The sequence below is a fragment of the Kitasatospora sp. NPDC001225 genome (assembly GCF_053597855.1).
This window is the reverse complement of sequence record NZ_JBSFJC010000042.1, coordinates 33,007-49,784: the sequence shown is the minus strand read 5'-3', so window position 1 is coordinate 49,784 and position 16,778 is coordinate 33,007. Positions and strand designations below refer to the sequence as shown.

16 protein-coding genes are annotated in these 16,778 nt (G+C 74.4%); 8 read left to right on the top strand and 8 right to left on the bottom strand.

The genetic code is table 11. The features are described from left to right. Positions 1-73: 73 nt before the first annotated feature. Complete coding sequence (gene pip / locus ACWDCZ_RS17160) at positions 74-1,036, top strand: prolyl aminopeptidase (protein WP_375874976.1); 963 nt, start codon at positions 74-76, stop codon at positions 1,034-1,036. A 72-nt stretch (positions 1,037-1,108) separates the two neighbouring features. Next, positions 1,109-2,107, top strand: a complete 999-nt coding sequence (locus tag ACWDCZ_RS17155; protein ID WP_387971158.1) for a YdcF family protein — start codon at positions 1,109-1,111, stop codon at positions 2,105-2,107. Positions 2,108-2,252: 145 nt separating this feature from the next. Here the strand turns inward: ACWDCZ_RS17155 and ACWDCZ_RS17150 are convergent, their stop codons facing one another. Beyond that, complete coding sequence (locus tag ACWDCZ_RS17150; protein ID WP_449816295.1) at positions 2,253-2,801, bottom strand: PaaI family thioesterase; 549 nt, start codon at positions 2,799-2,801, stop codon at positions 2,253-2,255. A gap of 200 nt (positions 2,802-3,001) precedes the next feature. On the opposite strand from ACWDCZ_RS17150, the gene ACWDCZ_RS17145 reads away from it, so the two are divergent. After that, positions 3,002-4,489, top strand: a complete 1,488-nt coding sequence (locus ACWDCZ_RS17145; RefSeq protein ID WP_449816294.1) for an extracellular catalytic domain type 1 short-chain-length polyhydroxyalkanoate depolymerase — start codon at positions 3,002-3,004, stop codon at positions 4,487-4,489. A 113-nt stretch (positions 4,490-4,602) separates the two neighbouring features. On the opposite strand, the gene mca is transcribed toward ACWDCZ_RS17145, so the two are convergent. Continuing rightward, positions 4,603-5,532 carry a mycothiol conjugate amidase Mca gene (gene mca, locus ACWDCZ_RS17140; RefSeq protein WP_449816293.1) on the bottom strand — a complete coding sequence of 310 codons (930 nt, stop codon included), beginning with the start codon at positions 5,530-5,532 and terminating at the stop codon, positions 4,603-4,605. Positions 5,533-5,560: 28 nt separating this feature from the next. Further along, positions 5,561-7,006, bottom strand: a complete 1,446-nt coding sequence (locus tag ACWDCZ_RS17135; RefSeq protein WP_107086515.1) for an MDR family MFS transporter — start codon at positions 7,004-7,006, stop codon at positions 5,561-5,563. Positions 7,007-7,201: 195 nt separating this feature from the next. Between ACWDCZ_RS17135 and ACWDCZ_RS17130 the strand changes: the two genes are divergently transcribed. Then, positions 7,202-7,849 carry a TetR/AcrR family transcriptional regulator gene (locus tag ACWDCZ_RS17130; RefSeq protein WP_074003609.1) on the top strand — a complete coding sequence of 216 codons (648 nt, stop codon included), beginning with the start codon at positions 7,202-7,204 and terminating at the stop codon, positions 7,847-7,849. Between the two features lie 118 nt (positions 7,850-7,967). After that, positions 7,968-8,648 (top strand): DUF6445 family protein, encoded by a 681-nt coding sequence (locus tag ACWDCZ_RS17125; protein WP_449816292.1) that lies wholly within the window; start codon positions 7,968-7,970, stop codon positions 8,646-8,648. Positions 8,649-8,678: 30 nt separating this feature from the next. Here ACWDCZ_RS17125 and ACWDCZ_RS17120 read toward each other — a convergent pair whose 3' ends face one another. Continuing rightward, positions 8,679-8,891, bottom strand: a complete 213-nt coding sequence (locus ACWDCZ_RS17120; protein ID WP_449816291.1) for a hypothetical protein — start codon at positions 8,889-8,891, stop codon at positions 8,679-8,681. 112 nt (positions 8,892-9,003) lie between these two features. Between ACWDCZ_RS17120 and murQ the strand changes: the two genes are divergently transcribed. After that, complete coding sequence (gene murQ, locus ACWDCZ_RS17115) at positions 9,004-9,909, top strand: N-acetylmuramic acid 6-phosphate etherase (RefSeq protein ID WP_449816290.1); 906 nt, start codon at positions 9,004-9,006, stop codon at positions 9,907-9,909. 59 nt (positions 9,910-9,968) lie between these two features. Here murQ and ACWDCZ_RS17110 read toward each other — a convergent pair whose 3' ends face one another. Both ACWDCZ_RS17110 and ACWDCZ_RS17105 read right to left on the bottom strand, forming a co-directional pair. Further along, positions 9,969-10,481, bottom strand: coding sequence for an isochorismatase family protein (locus ACWDCZ_RS17110; protein ID WP_449816289.1), 513 nt, complete (start codon positions 10,479-10,481; stop codon positions 9,969-9,971). Between the two features lie 19 nt (positions 10,482-10,500). Continuing rightward, positions 10,501-11,226 (bottom strand): TetR/AcrR family transcriptional regulator C-terminal domain-containing protein, encoded by a 726-nt coding sequence (locus ACWDCZ_RS17105; RefSeq protein WP_449816288.1) that lies wholly within the window; start codon positions 11,224-11,226, stop codon positions 10,501-10,503. Between the two features lie 127 nt (positions 11,227-11,353). On the opposite strand from ACWDCZ_RS17105, the gene ACWDCZ_RS17100 reads away from it, so the two are divergent. Continuing rightward, positions 11,354-12,667, top strand: coding sequence for an MFS transporter (locus ACWDCZ_RS17100; protein WP_449816287.1), 1,314 nt, complete (start codon positions 11,354-11,356; stop codon positions 12,665-12,667). Between the two features lie 29 nt (positions 12,668-12,696). Here ACWDCZ_RS17100 and ACWDCZ_RS17095 read toward each other — a convergent pair whose 3' ends face one another. After that, positions 12,697-13,224 (bottom strand): YcxB family protein, encoded by a 528-nt coding sequence (locus tag ACWDCZ_RS17095; protein ID WP_449816286.1) that lies wholly within the window; start codon positions 13,222-13,224, stop codon positions 12,697-12,699. A 249-nt stretch (positions 13,225-13,473) separates the two neighbouring features. Here ACWDCZ_RS17095 and ACWDCZ_RS17090 point away from each other — a divergent pair, with 249 nt between their 5' ends. After that, on the top strand, positions 13,474-15,015 hold the full coding sequence (locus ACWDCZ_RS17090; protein WP_449816285.1) for a hypothetical protein: 1,542 nt from the start codon (positions 13,474-13,476) through the stop codon (positions 15,013-15,015). A 51-nt stretch (positions 15,016-15,066) separates the two neighbouring features. On the opposite strand, the gene ACWDCZ_RS17085 is transcribed toward ACWDCZ_RS17090, so the two are convergent. Further along, the gene (locus ACWDCZ_RS17085; protein ID WP_449816284.1) at positions 15,067-16,605 is read right to left on the bottom strand and encodes a glutamate synthase subunit beta; all 1,539 of its coding nucleotides are present in this window, start codon (positions 16,603-16,605) and stop codon (positions 15,067-15,069) included. Positions 16,606-16,778: the final 173 nt, after the last annotated feature.

Sequence of the window (16,778 nt, the reverse complement as noted above, 5' to 3'; positions counted from 1 at the left end):
CGGGCCGGACCCCGGCCTCCGGCAACGGGTAGGCTCACCGGGCCCCGCCCGTACGACCACGGAGGAGTCACCGATGCCCGAGCCGTACCCCCTCTACGAACCCTACGCACAAGGCCTGTTGGACGTCGGCGACGGTCAGCTGATCCACTGGAACGCCTCCGGCGACCCGGCCGGCAGGCCGGCCGTGGTGGTGCACGGCGGGCCCGGCTCCGGCCACAGCCCGGGCGCCCGACGGTACTTCGACCCGGAGCGCTACCACCTCGTCCAGTTCGACCAGCGCGGCTGCGGGCTCAGCCGGCCGCACGCCGCCGACCCGTCGACCAGCCTGGAACACAACACCACGGCGCACCTGATCGCCGACATGGAGCGGCTGCGCGAGCACCTCGGCATCGACAAGTGGCTGCTGTACGGCGGCTCGTGGGGCTCCACGCTGATCCTCGCGTACGCGCAGGCGCACCCGGAACGGGTCTCCGCGATCGTGATCTGCGGGGTCACCATGACCCGCCCCGAGGAGACCGACTGGCTCTACCGGGGCGTGGGCCGCTTCCTGCCCGGGCCCTGGGAGGAGTTCCGGGACTTCCTTCCGCCCGCCGACCGGGACGGGGACACCGTCGAACTGCTCGCCGCCTACAGCCGGCTGCTCAACAGCGCCGACGAGTCCGTCCGCCGGGCCGCCGCCAACGCCTGGGCCACCTGGGAGGACGCGGTCATCTCCCACGAGTCGCTGGGCAAGCCGAACGCGTACACCGACCGCCCCTCCGAGGCGCTGATGGGCTTCACCCGGATCACCGCCCACTACTTCTCGCACCAGGCCTTCCTGCCGGACGGCCAACTGCTGCGCGACGCCGGACGGCTGGCCGGAATCCCCGGCGAGCTGATCCACGGCCGACTGGACCTCGGCGGACCGCTCGCCACCGCCTGGCAGCTGGCCAAGGCCTGGCCGGACGCGCGGCTCACGGTCATCGACGAGTCCGGGCACACGGGGAGTCCGCGGATGCGGGAGGCAGTCCTGGCCGCGATCGAACGCTTCGCCTGAGCGCTCCGCAGCCCTGGGGTCGGGCCGTTCCGGCCAACGGCCCGGCCCTACGGCGACCGTAGAATACGGCGCATGATCGCCTATGCCCCAGCCGCCCTGTTCTTCGTCCTGTTCGGACTCGGGGTACTACGCGACCGTCGCCAGTTCAGCAACGCCATCCTGCTCGGCATCGCCGTCTCACTGCTCTCCCTCGCCGTGCTCGCCGAACTGCGCAGAGCCCCCACCCTGGTGGTGGAGATCGCGATGGTGGCGATCTTCCTCCTGCCGACCGTCGGAACGGTGGCCCTGATCTGGTTCCTCATCGCCAACGGCCTGACCATGATCCGCAAGGAGGGCAGACGGCCGGCCAACCTGCTCTCGCTGCTCGCCGGTCTGGGCATCGTCGCCGTCATCCTGATGCTGTTCGTGGCCCTCGCCCTCCGCTCGGCCCGACTGGGCATCGTGGTCGGCACCCTGCTCCTGGTGATCGGCTACGTCTCCTTCCTCTTCACCTGCTTCATCGGCTACGCCTTCCTCTACGGCCGCCACCGGCCCCGCCAGGACGTGGACTTCGTGGTCGTGCTCGGCTCCGGACTGATCGGCGGCGAGCGCGTCCCGCCGCTGCTCGCCAGCCGGCTGAACCGGGGCCGCGAGGTGTACGAGGAGCAGGCCGCCCGCGGCAACCCGCCGGTCCTCATCACCTCCGGCGGCCAGGGGCCGGACGAGAAGCTGCCGGAGTCCCACGCGATGGCCGACTACCTGGTCGAACACGGCTTCCCCGCCGAGCACATCGAACGGGAGGACCGCTCGCGCACCACCGAGGAGAACCTGCGGTTCAGCAAGGCCATCATGGAGCAGGCCAAGCCTGACTACCGCTGTGTCGTGGTCACCAACAACTTCCACGCCTTCCGGGCCGCCCTGCTCGCCCGCGAGACCGGCGTCAACGGCCACGTCTTCGGCTCCCCCACCGCCCGCTACTACTGGCCGAGCGCGACCATCCGCGAGTTCGCCGCGATCTTCCTGTCCCACAAGCTGGTCAACTTCGGTATCTGCGGCCTCATCGCCCTCTGTGGCCTGCTCGGGGCACTCTGAGCGGCCCCTGCCGCTCTGACCTCTCCGGCTGCTCCGAGTGCCAGGTTCGGGCCCCGGTCGCCACAGCGGCCGGGGCCCGACCGTTTCCGGTGCGGGTACGGCGACCACCCGGCCGGGCCACCCGCTCGGTCAGGCCTCCGGGCGGTCAGGCCGCCGGACGGGGGACCAGGATCGCGCAGGTGGTGGTGGCGTGCGCGTAGAGCTTGCCGTTCTCCGCGCCCACCACCCTGGCCTCCGCCGTCGCCATCGTCCGGCCCAGGTGCAGCACCACGCCCTCACAGCGCAGCGTCCCGGAGTCGGCGAACAGCGGGCGCAGCATATGGACGTTGAGCTGGGTGGTGGTGTAGCCCACCCCGGCCGGCAGCCTGCTCAGCACGGCGCAGCCGAGGGCCGAGTCGAGCAGGGCCGCCAGGTAGCCGCCGTGCACGGTGTTCATCGGGTTGTGGAGGTGGTCTCCGGGTTCGCCCCGGAACACCGCCGTCCCCGGCTTCACCTCGGTCAGGTGGAAGCCCATGGTGCCGCAGATCGAGGGCTCCGGGATCCGCCCGGCGATCCACTCCAGCAGGATCTCCTCTCCGCTCAGGTGGGTGAACTCGGCGATCGGCGGGCCGGGCGTCCAGGTGTGGGTCCGGGTCCGCCGCTCCGGGCCGTTCGTGGGCTGCGGGCCTTCGGCGGCGATCTCATCGGTGGTCATGGGATCAACCTGCCTGGTCCGGCCGCCTGCCTCAAGTGCCTTACGGCGCGCGGTGGGTACGGGGCCGCGGCCGCCGGACCATGGCGGCCCGTGCCATGCCCGGGCGGCGGACCCCGGATGACCGCCACATGGCACCGGGGCTCCTGGCGCGCCACGCTGCACGGGACCGGCCCCCACTCCTCCCCCACCCAGGAGTCCCCATGCCCCTGCGCCCCACCGCCGCGGCGTTGTTCACCGCCGCCGTCCTCGCGCTCGGTACCGCCGTACCCGGCGCGGCCGCGGCCTCCGACACGGTTTCCACCCTGCCGTCCGCAGCCGCAGCCGTAGCCGCGGCCGCGAGCGGCAGCTTCCAGCAGGTCACCGGGTTCGGCACCAATCCGGGCAACCTCGCGATGTACACCTACACCCCCGCCGGGCTGCCCAGCGGCGCTCCTCTGGTGGTCGCGCTGCACGGCTGCGTCCAGAGCGCCACCGACTACTACCGCAGCTCGGGCTGGACCAAGTTCGCCGACCAGTACGGCTTCGCGGTGGTGTTTCCGCAGACCGGCAGCGCCAACAACAGCCTCTCCTGCTTCAGTTGGTTCGACGCGGGCAAGGCCGCCCGGGGCGTCGGCGAGGCCAGGTCGGTGGTCGAGATGGTCACCAAGGCCGAGTCCCTGTACGGCTCGGACGCCCGTCGGGTGTTCGTCACCGGGCTCTCGGCCGGCGGCGGGATGGCCGCCGACCTGCTGGCCGACTACCCCGACGTGTTCGCCGGCGGGGCGATCGACTCCGGGCTGCCCGCCCACTGCGCCGCCACCCAGGCCGCCGCCTCCGGCTGCCAGAACTCCGACCAGGGGCTCACCCCGGCCCAGTGGGGCGACAAGGTCCGGGCCGCGTACCCGGGTTACACCGGACCGTGGCCCAGGGTGGCGATCTGGCAGGGCACGGCCGACACCGTGGTCAGGCCGGTGAACGCGACCGAGCTGCGGGACCAGTGGACGAACGTCCAGGGCGTCGGCCGCCAACCGACCGGCACCCGGAGCCTCCCCGGCGGCACCACCCAGGAGCTCTACGCCGACGCGAGCGGAAAGCCCGCCGTAGCCGTGTTCACGATCAGCGGGATGGGCCACGGCCTGGCCGTCCACCCGGGCTCCGGGGCCGACCAGTGCGGAGCGACCGGCGCCTACTTCCTCGACACCATCTGCTCCGGCTACTACACCGCGCAGTTCTGGGGGCTGGACGGCGGTTCCGGCCCCACCGACCCCGGGCTGCCGGCCCCGACCGGCCTGACGGCGAGCGCGACCGCCGGTTCGATCGCCCTCGGCTGGCAGGCCGTCAGCGGCGCGGCCTCCTACCAGGTCTTCCGCAACGGCGGCCAGGTCGGCACCACGACCGGCACAGCCTTCACCGACACCGGACTCGCGGCCGGCACCACGTACGGCTACACCGTGGCGGCGGTCGACGGCTCGGGCACGGTCGGCGCCCGCTCGGCGGCGGTGACGGCGACCACCCCGGGCGGGGGTGCACCCCAGTGCTTCACCGCCAGCAACTACGACCAGGTCCTGGCCGGCCGTGCCACCCAGAGCGGCGGCCTGACCTTCGCGCTGGGCTCGGGCCAGAGCATGGGGCTCTGGAACACCTTCGTCACCCACACCCTGAAGCAGACCGGCCCGGGCTTCTACATGCTCGCCGACGGCCAGTGTTGAACGGACGGCAGCCCGCCCGCCACCGAGCAGCACCACGACCACCCGCCCCACAACGGCCCACAGCGCGACGGCCCGCACCACGACGGCCCGCGCCGCCACGCCGACCGTGAGGCTCATCCCGCCCCCACCTCCCCCTCCACCTCCGCCCGGAGCCCGGCGAACAGGTCGGTCTCGATCCCGCCCGCCGCGGCCGCCGCACCGGCCTCCGGCACCAGGCTCCAGGCGAGGTGGTAGTCCTCCGTCGGCCAGACCTCGCGCTCGATGTCCCGCGGGTGGGCCATGAAGGCCACGCCCGGCTGCACCTGGGTGGCGTGCGCCAGCATCGCCGCGTCCCGTACGGCGAACTGCTCGGCGCACGCGATCCGGGTCGTGGTGGCCAGGGCGGGCGGGGTGTCGGGCCAGCCGGCCAGCAGCTCGCCCATCTCCGAGGGGACTCCGCGTTCCGTCATGGCCGTGTGCAGGGCCTGGAACCAGGCCCTGGAGAGCGCCAGGTGGTAGTAGAGCTTGGACACCTGCCAGGGCTCGCCCTGCCCGGGGTGGCGCTGCGGGTCGGCGGCGGCTTCGACGGCCGCCACGGTGACCCGGTGGGTCATCACGTGGTCCGGGTGCGGGTACCCGCCGGTCTCGTCGTAGGTGACGACCACCTGGGGGCGGAACTCCCGGATCAGCGCGGCCAGCGGCGCCGCCGCGAGCTTCACCGGCCGGGCCGCGAAGCAGTCCTCCGGGAGCGGTTCGCCCGGCCCGGGCATCCCGGAGTCGACGAAGCCGAGGAACCTCTGGCGGACACCGAGGATCTCCCGGGCGGCCGCCATCTCCTCGCGGCGGACGCGGGCGATGTCGGCCCGGACCTCGGGCCGGTCCATGGCCGGGTTGAGCACCGAGCCGCGCTCGCCGCCGGTGCAGGTGGCGACCAGGACGTCCACGCCCTCGGCCGCGTACCGGGCGAGGGTGGCCGCGCCCTTGCTGGACTCGTCGTCGGGGTGCGCGTGCACGCTGAGCAGGCGGAGAGCGCCGGGGTGACGGGTGGACACGGGTACCTCCATGCTTGGGTGGTCGGGATCCGCTCGGCGGTCAGCGGGACGGGCGGGTGTTCGGGTAGAGCAGTGCCGGGGCGATGGCGAGTGCCGACAGGGCCAGCACCCACCAGAAGGTCTCGCCGAAGGCCGCACCCGGCTGGTCGGGGTGCCCGCCCTGCGCCTGCTGGAGTGCCAGCGTCAGCACCGCCGTGCCGAGCGCCCCGCCGAGCCGGTTGAGCACGTTGACCGCGCCCGCCGCCGCCGGCACCTGGGCCTTCTCGACGCTCCCGTACACCGCCGCCAGGCCGGGGATCGCGATCAGCCCCATGCCCGCGCCGCGCAGCGCCAGCGAGCCGGCGATCAGCCAGGCCGCCGGTTCGGAGCCGCTGCCCAGCCGGGTGAACGCGAGCGTGCCGACCAGGGAGCAGGCGATGCCGATCATGATCAGCGGACGCGGCGCGAAGCGGTCGGTGATCCGGGCGGCCAGCATGGCGGTGACCGCCGTACCGAGGGCCTGCGGCGCCAGCAGCAGACCGGCCTCCACCGCCCCGGCGTGCTTCACCTGCTGGTAGTACAGCGGCACCAGGAACATCGAGCTGTAGAGCGCGGCGCCCTGGAGGAAACTGTTCGCCGTCGCCACGGAGAACCCGCGCCGGGCGAACAGCCGCAGGTCGATCAGCGGCGCCCGGCCGGCCTTGCGGCCCACCCGCAGCGCGTGCCAGCCGTAGACCGCCACCAGCACCGTGCCCACCACCAGCGCGACCCAGCCGGCCGTCGCGCCGTCACCGATCGTCGAGAGCCCGTAGACCAGCCCGGTCAGACCGGGCGAGAGCAGCACCAGCCCCGTCACGTCCAGCCGGGGCTTCGGTATGTCCGACGCCTCGTCAGTCGGCAGCCAGCGGGCGGCGAGCAGCAGGATCACCAGCCCGACCGGCACGTTCAGCAGGAACATCCAACGCCAGTCGAAGTGCTCCAGCACCAGCCCGCCGAGGATCGGCCCCAGGACCGGGGCCAGGCTGATCGGGAGCATCAGCGTGCCCATCACCCGCCCGACCCTGGACGGCCCGGCCGCTTGTATGATGATCGCCTGGCCGAGCGGTTGAATCATCCCGCCGCCGATCCCCTGCAGCACCCGGAAGGCGATCAGACTGCCCGTCGACCAGGCCAGGCCGCACAGCGCCGATCCGAGCACGAACAGGACGACCGAGGCGAGCCACGCCCGCCGCCCGCCGAAGCGGCCGGCGGCCCAACCCGAGAGCGGCATGGTCAGCGAGATCGCCAGCAGGTACCCCGTGGCCACCCACTGCATCTCCGCGATCGAGCCGTGCAGATCGCGGCCGACGGAGTCGATGCCGACGTTGACGATCGTGCTGTCCAACAGCGCGAGCACCGGCCCCAGCGCGAGCACCGAGGCCATCTTCCACAGGCCCGCCGGAATCGGCTCCGGCGCCCCCTCCCGGACTCCTCCCGGCTGGTCCTTCGCGGCGACGGATGTCGTCATGCGCCCCTCCCCTAGTCGCAGTCGGGCCAGCGCCCCCCGAACCCGCGTGCGGCACCCCGACGCTCGCTCGGCACACTCTCGGACGCTCACCCGGGCAGCCGCTCCGGCCGCCCGAGAAGAACTTAGGCCGGACCCACTGATTGGGTCAAGCCTAATTCCTGTACCCGACCCAGCAACCTGCGCTACGCTCCCGGCATGACCGAGAACGCGACCACGCCGAGCCTGCGCGAGCTCAACAAGCGCCGCACCCGCGAGGCGATCTCGCACGCCGCGACCAGGCTCTTCATCGAACAGGGCTTCGACCGCACGACCATCGCCGAGGTCGCGGCCGCCGCGGGCGTCGCCAAGATGACCGTCACCAACCACTTCCCGCGCAAGGAGGACCTCTTCTTCGACCTGCACGAGGAGCTCGTCGTCCGGCTCGCCGCGACCGTCGCGGGGCGCGCGCCGGGCGAGTCCGCGCTCGCCGCGCTGCGCCGCGACTGCCTCGCCGGGCTCGACCGGCACGACGCCCGGCTCGGCTTCTCCGGCCCGGAGTTCGCCCGCACCGTCTTCGACAGCCCCGCCCTGGGCGCCCGGCTGCGCGAGCTGCACGAGCAGGGCGAGACGGCGCTCGCCGAGGCGCTGGCCGAGGCGGTGCACGAGAGACCCGTCGGCTTCGAGTGCCGCGTCGCCGCCGCGCTGCTCGCCGCCGTCGACCGCGCGGTGTTCGCCGAGGTGTTCCGCCGCACCCTGGCGGGCGAGGAGCAGGCGGCGATCGCCACCGCCGTCCGCCCCTCGGCGGTCCGGGCCTACGACCGTCTGGAGGGCGCCCTCGGGAGCTTCGCCGTACGGGAGGCCTAGGCCGCGGGCCCGGCCTCCGACCAGGGGCTGAACCACGTGTCCGGGCCGGAGCACCCTTGACGAAAGGTTGACCTGCTCACGGCAGAAGGTTGGCGATGGCCGCCTCTATCGTCGGCCCATGCCCTCACAGCCCATCAGGCCCACCACCCTGCCGGTCCTGCCCTACCGCAAGCCCACCCGGGGCCGTGACTACTGGGTCCTGGACAACGTGCTGCCCGACCCGGACGCCGTCCGGGAGCGCTGTCTGGCCCGCGGGGACTGGACCGAGGGCTACCCGCACCGCCCCGAGACCTGGCCAGGGCTGCGCACCATGCCGGGCCTGGAACCCGGGGAACTCGCCCGGGTCGAGTCGCTGGTCCGCAAGGCCACCGGCGCCTCCCGGCTCTGGGTGCAGAGCACCCCGGGCGGCGGCACGCTCAACCACAACTGCGTCCAGGTCGTCGGTGCCGGGGAGTCCGAGTCCCGCCCCCACACCGACTCCCGCGCGCTCTGCCGCTACGCCGCCGTCCTCTACCTCAGCCCCGGCGCCCCGAAGGACGCCGGCACCAGCTTCTACCGCCAGCAGTTCCCCGGCGGCCGCCTCGGCGGCAACCTGGTCAACGCCCCGCACACCAACCTGGTCGAGGCACTCGGCACCCGCCACGTTCCCGGCGACCACTTCACCGAGGACGTCCGCGTCCCCAACCGCTACAACCAGCTGCTCCTCTACCACGCCAACCTGATCCACAGCGCCACCGGCTACTACGGCACCGACCTGGCCGAGCGGCGGATGACGGCGGTCTTCTTCTGGATGGCCTGACCCCCACCCACTCTCCGGACGACCCGCCCCTCAGCCAGCGCCCGCGTGCGCCAGACTCGCCCTGGTCAGCGCCGCCGCCAACCGGGCCTGGTCCGCCGGCCCGACCAGCGCCCCCAGTGCGGCCGGTTCACCCGGCAGCCCGAGCGTCCGGGCCTCCGCCGGCACCCGCTCGTCGAAGTACGGCCGCAGCGAGGGCCAGACCGCCTGCGCCTCCCTCCGGCCTCCCTCATGCCCTCCATCCACGCTTGCCCTGATTCGGGCACCCCGCACCCGGGGAGGCTGGCCGCATGAACGAGCGAATCATCGGACGACATGCCCAGGCGAATGCCACGGCCGCACGAAGCGAGGCGGGCGCATGAGTCGTGACACCGTTCCCGCGACCGAGACCATCCGCCCCGAGTGGGCCGCGATCGACGAGTTGCCCACGGTCGAGCTGCTCCGGCTGATGAACGCCGAGGACCGCACGGTGCCCGAGGCCGTCGCCGGGGAGTTGGAGCGGATCGCCGCCGTGGTCGACGCCGTGGCCGTCCGGATGGCGCGTGGTGGCCGGCTGGTCTACGCGGGCGCCGGGACGGCCGGGCGGCTCGGCGTGCTGGACGCCGTCGAGTGCCCGCCGACCTTCGGCACCGATCCGGCGCTGGTCGTCGGCCTGATCGCGGGCGGGCGCCCGGCCGTCACAGCGGCGGCCGAGGGTGCCGAGGACCGCACCGACCTCGCCGAGGCCGATGTGGCCGCTCTCGCCCTCACCCCCGCCGACACCCTGGTGGGCGTCTCCGCCTCCGGCCGTACGCCCTACCCGCTGGCCGCCGTCCGCGCCGCACGCGCGGCGGGGGCGCTGACCGTCGGGCTGGCGTGCAACCGCGGCTCGGCGCTCGCGGCCGCGGCCGAGCTGGGCATCGAGGTGGAGGTCGGCCCCGAGGTGCTGGCCGGATCGACCCGGCTCAAGGCGGGCACGGCGCAGAAGCTGGTGCTCAACCTGCTGTCCACGGCCGTGATGGTCCGGCTCGGCCGGACGTACGGAAATCTGATGGTCGACCTCCGCGCCACCAACGACAAGCTGCGCGACCGCGCCCGACGGATCGTCGCCGAGGCGACCGGCGCCGACGGGACCGCGGTCGACCGCGCCCTGAGCGCGACCGGCGGCCGGGTCAAGGACGCCATCCTCTCCCTGCTCGCGGACGTGGACACCCCCACCGCCGCGCGCCTGCTCACGGCCTCGGAGGGACGGCTGCGCGAAGCCCTCCGCCTCGCCCGGCCGTAGCAGTCCTCCACCGCGCCCGGCCAAAACCCCGCCCGGCCGTAGCCCCGTCCCCCGCCGACTCACCCCAACCGCACGTCCGCCGCCACGACGACCTCGCCGAGGCGCGGGAAGTCCAGGTCCACCGACGCCCGGTGCTCCTCCGCCGTGAGCGCGGCCATCGCGTCCTCGACGAACAGCAGCCGGTACCCGTGGTCGCCGGCGGCCCGGGCGCTGGACTCCACGCCGAGGTTGGTGGCGATCCCGGTGAACACCAGGGTCTCCACGCCCCGCGCCCGCAGCAGCCCGTCCAGGCCGGTGCCCTGGAAGGCGCCGATGGTGCGCTTCACCACGACCTCGTCGGCCACCGCCGCGACCTCCGCGACCAGCCCGCTCCCGGGCGGCTGCTCGGCGACGTTCGGCCGCTCGACCCGCACCGCGACCACGGGCGCGCCCGCCGCCCGGAACTCCCGGGCCAGCTCCAGCGAGGCCTCCACCACCTCCGAACCGGTGCGCGGCGCGAGCGGGTTGGCGACGATCCGGTCCATCAGGTCGATCAGGACCAGGGCCGTACTGCGGGGATCAAGGGTGGTCATGGACGTCACGCTAGTCCAGTCACGCCGGCCCGTCCGACGACCGGCCCTCCTGCGCCCGGCCCTCCGAGGCCCGGGCCTCGGACGCCGGAGCGCCCTCCCCTGACGCCGGAACACCCTCCGCCGCCTCCCGCGCGATCTCCGCCCGGAACCCCTCGATCAGCACCCGCAGCCCGTACTCGAAGTCCGCGTCGTGGTCGGTCATCCGCAGCACGTCCACCGCCTCGCGCAGCAGCGGCAGTTCGCGCAGCTCCTCGTCCGGGAACGGCGGCCGGTCGCGGTCCGCGGTGTCCTGCCGCCAGGCCTGCTCCTCGGTGACCCAGCCCATGATGTACCGGTCGACGGTCAGCAGCAGCCGCAGCGCCGTACGCGGGCGCAGCCCGGCCCCGCACAGGGCGGCCAACTGGGCCTCGACCGCCGGGAGTTCGTCCTCGCTGGGCAGGGTGCCGGCGTGCACCCGGGCGCCGTCGCGGTAGGCGAGCAGGGCGCCGCGCTTGGCGCGGGCGTCGGCGGCGATCCACTCGGGCCAGTGCGCCGGGCCCGGCTCGCGGTCGGGCGGGAGGGCCTCGGCGAGCATCGCCTCGGCCATCAGGTCGAGCAGTTCCCGCTTGTTCTTGAAGTGCCAGTACAACGCCGGTGACTGGACGCCGAGTTCACGGGCGAGCCGGCGGGTGGTCAGCCCGTCGATGCCCTCCTCGTCGAGCAGGCGCAGCGCCGTGCGCACCACCTCGTCGCGTTGCAGCGCCATCCGATCGCCCTCCTGGGTTATCCGCTTGCCAGACCCACCTTATCGCCGATAAGTTCCCGAGCTGGAATTTATCAGCGATAAGGACGGCCGTCGCGACGCCGACGACCGCGAAGGGATCCCACCCCTCGTGACCTCCAACCCGAACCCCACCTCCGGACCCGACCCCACCTCCAGCCCCGACCGCCCCTGGTCCCGCCTGCTGCCGAACACCGCCCCCTGGCGCTCCTCCCGGGACTTCCGGCTGACCTGGACCTCCGGCACCGTCACCCTGCTCGGCTCGATCTTCACCATGACCGCGATCCCGCTCCAGATCGCCGACCTCACCGGCTCGCCGCTGGCCGTGGGCGCGGTCGGCGCGGTCGAGCTCGTGCCCGTCATCCTGTTCGGCCTCTACGGCGGCGTCCTCGCCGACCGCGCCGACCGCCGCACCGTCGCCCTGGCCACCGAGGTCGCCCTGGCCGCGCTCAGCGCCTTACTGCTGGCCAACGCGCTGCTCGGCACCCCCGCCGTCTGGCCGCTCTACGTCGCCGCCGGGGTGGCGGCGGCGATCCAGGGCATCCAGCAGCCCTCGGTCGAGGCGATGGTCCCCCGCCTGGTGCCCCAGGACCAGCTGGTGGCGGCGGGTGCCCTGCTGTCCCTGCGCTGGAGCATCGGCGGCGTGGCCGCCCCGGCGGCGGCCGGCCTGCTGATCGCGACCGCCGGCGTCCCGGCGGCCTACCTGGTCGACCTCGGCACCTTCCTGCTCTCGATCGCCCTGCTCGCCCGGGTCCGGCCGATCCCCTCGGAACGGGACGCCGAGGCGCCGCAGCTCACCGAGTTCCTCGACGGCGCCCGGTACGCGGCCCGGCGGCCCGATCTGGTCGGCACCTACCTGGCCGACCTCGCGGCCACCGTCTTCGCCCTGCCCACCGCGCTCTTCCCGTTCCTGGCCGCGGAGTTGGACGCCACCTGGGCGCTCGGCCTGCTCTACTCGGCCGGTGCGGCCGGCAGCCTGATCGCCGCCGCGACCGGCGGGTGGGCGGAGCGGGTGCACCGGCACGGCCGGCTGGTCCTGCTCTCCGCCGCCCTGGTCGGCGCGGCGACGGCGGCGGCCGCCTTCGCCCCGGGCCTGTGGGCCGTCCTGCTCTGCCTGACCGTCGCGGGCGGCGCGCACTGGGTCGGCGACACCTTCCGCAGCGCCATCTGGAACCAGTCCATTCCGGACGAACTCCGGGGCCGAGCGGCCGGGTTGGAGATGCTGATCGGCTCCGCCGGGCCGGCCCTGGGCGACCTGCGGGCGGGCGGGCTCGCGGCCCGCCAGGGCATCCGGGCGGCACTGCGCACGGGGGGCCTGCTCTGCCTCGGCAGCTCGGCCGCCGTGTCCGCCGCGCTCCCCGCACTCTGGCGCTACGACCAGCGGGCGCACCGCACCGGGCCGGTCGCGCCGGAGCCCACCCCGTGACGCGCCCGCCGCACCCACCCCACGACTGCTCAGTCCCGGACGAGCGCCGTCGCGTGCCGGTCGATCAGCTCCGCCAGCCCCCGGAGGTCGTCGACCCCGCGCTTGGGCAGCATGGTCAGCACACCGGTCTCCTCGCTGCCCTTCAACAGCAGGAACAGCCGGGGCGTCTCCAGGTAGTACCGCTGCTCCGACCAGGCGAACTCGGTGACCGAGGCCTCGGTGCTCACGACCACCCCCTGGTCGTCCAGCAGGACCCTGAACTCGCCCTTCTCCCTCGCCGTCCTCGTCACCCGCCGCACCCGCGTCGCGGGCCCCGCGAGAACCACGAGCAGCACGACCGCCACCAGCAGGGCGAGCAACCGCAGCACCGTCCCGCCGAGGACGGCGAGCAGCCCGACGACCGCCGTCCCGCCGACGGCCACCGTGTACACGGCCCGCCGCGACCGGCGTCCGGCCGCCGTGCACCGCTCCCACGCGGCGAAGGCCTCCCGGAAGTCCTCGGCCGTCGGGGTGTAGCGGACCTCGACCGACGTCACCGCCCGCTCGTCGGAACCCACGTCCCACACCCTCCGACCCATGTACGCACAACTCCTGACACCAGCTTCGCCGGATCGTAGCAAAGACCGTACGTACCCGATGCGACCGCGTCCACGGCCTCCCGGCCCTCCGGCGTGAATGCGCCGCTCCCGGCACCCACCCGTTGACCGACCACCCCGCCCGGCGGTTGGCTCACCCCGAGCCGGCCGCCGGGGAGTTCGGCGTCCACCGCCGACGCGGCACGGCCCGATCCCAGGGGAGGGAACCCGATGACCCGCATCCGCCGCCCACTGCGCGCGGCCCGCACCCTCGCGGCCGCCGCACTGGCCGCCGCCGTCTCCATCACCGTCGCCGCCCCCGCCCAGGCGGCCCCGTCCACCACACAACCGTCCACCACACGACCGTCCGCCTGGCCGGGCGGCACGGGCACCGAACGCGTCTCCGTCGGCCCCGGCCAGGCGCAGGCCACCGGCGCCTCGCAGGCCCACGGCCTGAGCGCCGACGGGCGCTACGCCGTCTTCACCTCGGAGGCGGCCGACCTGGTGCCCGGCGACACCAACGGCGCCGTCGACGTCTTCGTCCGCGACCTGTGGACCGGCCGCACCGAACGGGTCGACACCGGTCCGGGCGGCGTCCAGGCCGACGGCGCCGCCCACCACGCCGCGATCAGCGGCGACGGCCGCTACGTGGCGTTCGGTTCCAGCGCCACGAACCTCGCCCCCGGCGCCAACCGCGGCTACCAGGACGTCTACGTCCACGACCGCCGGACCGGCGAGACCCGGCTGGTCAGCGTCGGCAAGGCGCCGGGAGCCCCGCAGACCGACCGGGTGTCCGACGTCCCCTCGATCAGCTGGGACGGCCGCTACGTCGCCTACCAGTCCAACCGCAGCGACCTCGCCCCCGGCACGGTCACCTGGTTCGGCGGCAACATCTACGTCACCGACCTCTGGACCGGCGACACCCGCCTGGTCAGCGTCGGCGCGGACGGCAAGGAGGCCGACGCCTCCTCCGCATCGCCGGAGATCAGCGGCGACGGCAGCACGGTCGTCTTCATCTCCAAGGCGACCAACCTCATCGGCCCGGGCCGGCCCGACACCCTCTCCCCGGCCGCCGTCGCCGAGCTCAGGGCCGGCTCCGACGAGGAGTTCGCCGCCGACTCCCTCCGCCCGGAAGCCCGCTCAGACACCCGCCCGAACGCCCGCCCGGACACCCGCTCAGACGCCCGCCCGGACACCCGCGCAGAGCTCCTCAAGCCGCGCCTCTACCCGCTGTACGCCCGCGACCTGCGCGCCGGGCGGACCAGCCTGGCCTCCTCGGCCCCCGACGGCGGCTACAAGGGCGCGGCCGACCCGTCGATCAGCCCGGACGGCCGCTATGCCGTCTACTCCTCCTGGGTCGTCCACGGCGAGACCTCCTGGGACCGCCACTTCGAGCTCTACGTCCGCGACCTCCGGCAGGGCACCGAGACACTGGTCAGCGTCGGCCTGCCCGGGACGAAGAGCACCCTCGACTCCTTCGGCGGCCGGCTGACGGCGGACGGCCGGTGGGTCTACTTCAGCTCGGCGGCGGAGAACCTCGTCCCCGGCGACACCAACAACGCCGAGGACGTGTTCCGGCGCGACCTGTGGACCGGCCGCACCGAGCGGGTCAGCGTGGCGGGCGACGGTTCCCAGACCACCGGCTCCTCGTACGCCCCGTTCCCCGACGCCTTCGGCACCGCGGTGGTGTTCACCTCGTCCGACAGCACCCTCGTCCCGGGGGACACCAACAACGCCGAGGACGTGTTCCTCCGCCGCCTCCCGCTGTTCTGACACCCGCCCCGACCACCCTCGCCACCCCGACCGGCGCGGGTGCTCCCGGTCTCACACCGTGAGCGCCCGCGCCGAGGCCCGGATCGGCGCCGGCAGTTCCGTCCACCCCCGCAGGTACCGGTCCACCGCCGCGGCCACCGCCCGCCCCTCGGCGATCGCCCAGACGATCAGCGACTGCCCGCGTCCGGCGTCCCCCGCGACGAACACGCCCTCCGCCCCCGTGGCGAAGCCGTCGTCCCGGGCCAGGGTGCCCTCCGGCCCGGTGGCGAGGCCGAGTTGGGCGAACAGCGGCCGGTCCGGGTCCGGCCCGGTGAAGCCCAGCGCGAGCAGCACCAGCTGCGCCGGCAGCCTCCGCTCGGTGCCCGCCCGCGGGCTGCGGTCGGCGGGCTCGGCCTCGGCGAAGCGGACGGCGGCCAGCCGGCCGTCCGGGCCGGGCTCGAAGCCGACGGTGGTGGCCGCGAACACCCGGGGCCCGGCCTCCGCTGCACCGGACTCCTCGTGCGAGGTGGTCTCCCGGTACACCTTCGGGTACACCGGCCAGGGCTGCCCGTCGGCCCGGTCCCGCGGCGGCCGCGGGTTGATGTCCAGCTGGGTGACGGAGGCGGCGCGCTGGCGCAGCGCCGTCCCGAGGCAGTCTGCCGCCGTGTCGCCGCCGCCGACGATCACCACGTGCCGCCCCTCGGCGGACAGCGGCGAGACCGGGCAGTCGCCCTCGTCCACCCGGTTCGCCCAGGTCAGGTACTCGATCGCCTGGTGCACCCCGGTCAGCTCCCGCCCCGGCACCGGCAGCTCCCGGCAGGCGGTCGCGCCCACCGCGACCACCACCGCGTCGTACCCGGCCCGCAGTTCCTCGCCCGGGACGTCCCGGCCGACCCACACCCCGGTGCGGAAGTCGGTGCCCTCGGCCCGCAGCTGGTCCAGCCGGCGCTCCAGCCGGTGCTTCTCCAGCCGGAACGGCGGGATGCCGTACCGCAGCAGCCCGCCCGCGCGGTCGGCCCGCTCGTACACCGTGGTGGCGTGCCCGGCCCTGGTCAGCTGCTGGGCGGCGGCCAGCCCGGCCGGGCCCGAGCCGATCACCGCGACCCGCCGCCCACCGGAGCGCTCGGCGCGGTCGGGCGGCCGGGGCCCGTCCCAGCCCGCGTCCAGGGCCCGGTCGGCGATCGCCAGTTCCACGTTCTTGATCGTCACCGCCGCGCCGTCGATGGCCAGCACGCAGGCGCTCTCGCAGGGCGCCGGGCAGAGCCGCCCGGTGAACTCCGGGAAGTTGTTGGTCGCCAGCAGCCGTGCCGCGGCCGCCCGCCAATCCGCGCCGGCCGCCGCGCCGGCCTCCGCGCCCGCTCCGGCCCCCTCCCCGGAACCCGTCCCCGACTCCGCCACCAGCCGGTTCCACTCCGGCACCAGGTTCCCGAGCGGACAGGCACTGTGGCAGAACGGCAGCCCGCAGTCCATGCACCGCCCCGCCTGCCCGCCCACCACCGGCAGCAGCGGGCCGGGCCGGTACACCTCCCGCCAGTCCCCCAGCCGCTCCCGCGCATCACGCCGCACCCGCTCTTCGCGCGGGGTGGTGAAGAAGGCCATCCGGTCTGCCATCGCGGCCTCCGGCAGGGCGTGCCGACTCGGATCAGGCGGCCCACCCGGCGGCGCGCCACCGTACGGCCACCGTACGCCCGCGAAGCACCGCGCGACAGCCCCGGCCGTCACGGACCGCCCCGGAGCGGCCGCGGAGCGGGCCCGGACACCCCGCCCCCGCCCGAAACCGCCGT

Excerpts from the sequence above, each read along its gene's own strand:
- pip (WP_375874976.1), top strand. The coding sequence starts at position 74 with ATGCCCGAGCCGTACCCCCTCTACGAACCCTACGCACAAGGCCTGTTG.
- ACWDCZ_RS17155 (WP_387971158.1), top strand. The coding sequence starts at position 1,109 with ATGATCGCCTATGCCCCAGCCGCCCTGTTCTTCGTCCTGTTCGGACTC.
- ACWDCZ_RS17150 (WP_449816295.1), bottom strand. The coding sequence starts at position 2,801 with ATGACCACCGATGAGATCGCCGCCGAAGGCCCGCAGCCCACGAACGGC.
- ACWDCZ_RS17145 (WP_449816294.1), top strand. The coding sequence starts at position 3,002 with ATGCCCCTGCGCCCCACCGCCGCGGCGTTGTTCACCGCCGCCGTCCTC.
- mca (WP_449816293.1), bottom strand. The coding sequence starts at position 5,532 with ATGGAGGTACCCGTGTCCACCCGTCACCCCGGCGCTCTCCGCCTGCTC.
- ACWDCZ_RS17135 (WP_107086515.1), bottom strand. The coding sequence starts at position 7,006 with ATGACGACATCCGTCGCCGCGAAGGACCAGCCGGGAGGAGTCCGGGAG.
- ACWDCZ_RS17130 (WP_074003609.1), top strand. The coding sequence starts at position 7,202 with ATGACCGAGAACGCGACCACGCCGAGCCTGCGCGAGCTCAACAAGCGC.
- ACWDCZ_RS17125 (WP_449816292.1), top strand. The coding sequence starts at position 7,968 with ATGCCCTCACAGCCCATCAGGCCCACCACCCTGCCGGTCCTGCCCTAC.
- murQ (WP_449816290.1), top strand. The coding sequence starts at position 9,004 with ATGAGTCGTGACACCGTTCCCGCGACCGAGACCATCCGCCCCGAGTGG.
- ACWDCZ_RS17110 (WP_449816289.1), bottom strand. The coding sequence starts at position 10,481 with ATGACCACCCTTGATCCCCGCAGTACGGCCCTGGTCCTGATCGACCTG.
- ACWDCZ_RS17105 (WP_449816288.1), bottom strand. The coding sequence starts at position 11,226 with ATGGCGCTGCAACGCGACGAGGTGGTGCGCACGGCGCTGCGCCTGCTC.
- ACWDCZ_RS17090 (WP_449816285.1), top strand. The coding sequence starts at position 13,474 with ATGACCCGCATCCGCCGCCCACTGCGCGCGGCCCGCACCCTCGCGGCC.
- ACWDCZ_RS17085 (WP_449816284.1), bottom strand. The coding sequence starts at position 16,605 with ATGGCAGACCGGATGGCCTTCTTCACCACCCCGCGCGAAGAGCGGGTG.